This window comes from Streptomyces oryzae (assembly GCF_017676365.1).
Taxonomy (GTDB): Bacteria; Actinomycetota; Actinomycetes; order Streptomycetales; family Streptomycetaceae; genus Streptomyces; species Streptomyces oryzae.
The window spans coordinates 1-1879 of record NZ_JADKMA010000389.1 but is presented as its reverse complement, the minus strand read 5'-3'; the positions used below and the strand labels follow the sequence as shown (position 1 = coordinate 1879).

Sequence of the window (1879 nt, the reverse complement as noted above, 5' to 3'; positions counted from 1 at the left end):
CCGACGCCCCTCCCCCGGCCCCGTACACCCTGAGGCTGCTGGCCGAGACGGTGCGGGGATCCGGCGCCGATCACCGGGAGGGCGCGGCCGGTACGGCCTCCGGCACCTCCCTCCCGAACCTCCCCGCCACAACGCCCGGCGCTCCCACTCCCGCGCCGCTGCCGGGCGCCCGCAACGCCTGTACGTCACGCGGCTCCCGGCCCGTCGCGAGTCCCGGTCCCGGCGAGGTGGCCTCGGTCCACGAGCACGCCCGGTTCTTCGCGCTCCAGGCGGACCGGCACGGCGGCGGCCACATCCGCACCTCGCTCGCCGCCTACCTCTCCGGGCTCGTCCGTACCCTGCGCCACGGGGAAGAGGGCGTACACCAGCGCGGGATGCAGGCGGGCGCGGCGCGGCTCAGCTATCTGCTGGCGCGGGTCTACGCCGACGAACAGCGGCACGGTCTCGCCCAGCGCGCCTTCCTCACCGCGGCCGAACTCGCCGAGGCGGCGGCGGACCCGGAGGGGGTGGCGCTGGCCCGCCGCGCACTCAGCTCGCAGGCGCACCAACTGGGCCACCCCCGTGCGAGCCTGGCGCTCGCCGAGGCGGCCCTCTCGGCGGCCCCGGCGGACACCGATCCCTCGGCCCGCGCGTTCCTGTACGCGGGGCTGGCCGTCGCCGGCGCGGCGTGCGGCGAACGGGACCTGGCACTGGACGCGCTGGCCCGCGCCGAGCGCCAGTTGGCGCGCGCACCCGTCGATCTGACGACAGGACCGGAGAGCCCGAGCGGCGAACCGGTCGGCACGTACCAGGACGCGGCGCTGCTCTACCAGTCCAGTCAGGTACGGGTCGCACTGGGCGACCGGGAGGGCGCCATCCGCGATCTGCGCGCCTCGCTGTCCTCGCGCCCCACCGCCGAGCGCCGCACGCGCGCCCTGTGCCAGGCGGAGCTGGCCGAACTGCTGCTCTCCCGCGGGCGCCTGGAGGAGGCGTGCGCCACCTGGAGCGGCTTTCTGGAGGTGTCGGAGCAGGTGCGTTCGGGCCGGGTGCTGGCGGCCCGCTCCCGGATACCGGGTCTGCTGCGCCCGTATGCCCGCCACCGCCGGGTGCGTTCGCTCCTCCTGCAGGCGGGCCCGCCTGCGAGTGCCGGGCAGGTCGGCTAGAAGGGGCCCGATAACGGGTATGAAGCCCAGGGCCGCTCCGGCAGCGCCCTGACAGCGGCACCGGCGACGGACAGACCCAGCAGACGGGGGCGAGCATGGCCACACCCATCACCGCGACCGCTTTCGTCCAGGCCCTCAAGAAGGAGGGCGTCAAGATCGAGGAGGTCCGCGACTGGCGCAACCACAACCGCAACCAGCACGGTCCGTGGGGCCCGGTGCACGGCATCGTGATCCACCACACCGTCACCAGCGGCTCGGCCGAGACAGTCGACCTGATCTACGACGGCCACCCGGAGCTGCCGGGCCCCCTCGCGCACGGCTGCATCACCAAGGACGGCACCGTCCACCTGACCGGGCACGGCCGGGCCAACCACGCGGGCTCCGGCGATGACGACGTACTGCGCGCCGTCATCGCCGAGCGCTCCCTGCCCCGGCCGAACCAGCAGAACACCGACGGGAACAGGTATTTCTACGGCTTCGAGTGCGAGAACCTCGGAGACGGCGAGGACCCGTGGCCGGCCGAGCAGCTGGACGCCATCGAGCGAGCCGCCGCCGCGCTGTGCCGGCACCACGGCTGGGGCGCCCCGTCGGTCATCGGCCACCTGGAGTGGACGGACCAGAAGACCGACCCGCGCGGCTTCACCATGGACGACATGCGCCAGCGGATCGCCAACCGCCTCGAGTAACCCACCGGGCGGCACCCTGAACCCCCGGCCCACAATGGAGGGGTGCCGCCC

General features: G+C 74.5%; 2 protein-coding genes. Both read left to right on the top strand.

Annotated elements, in window-relative coordinates:
• On the top strand, window positions 1-1142 hold a 1142-nt coding region (locus tag ITI46_RS34330; protein WP_209243962.1), incomplete at its 5' end, for an NsdA family TPR-like regulatory protein.
• A gap of 95 nt (window positions 1143-1237) precedes the next feature.
• Window positions 1238-1828 carry an N-acetylmuramoyl-L-alanine amidase gene (locus ITI46_RS34325; RefSeq protein ID WP_209243961.1) on the top strand — a complete coding sequence of 197 codons (591 nt, stop codon included), beginning with the start codon at window positions 1238-1240 and terminating at the stop codon, window positions 1826-1828.
• Window positions 1829-1879 lie beyond the last annotated feature (51 nt).

Excerpts from the sequence above, each read along its gene's own strand:
- ITI46_RS34325 (WP_209243961.1), top strand. The coding sequence starts at position 1,238 with ATGGCCACACCCATCACCGCGACCGCTTTCGTCCAGGCCCTCAAGAAG.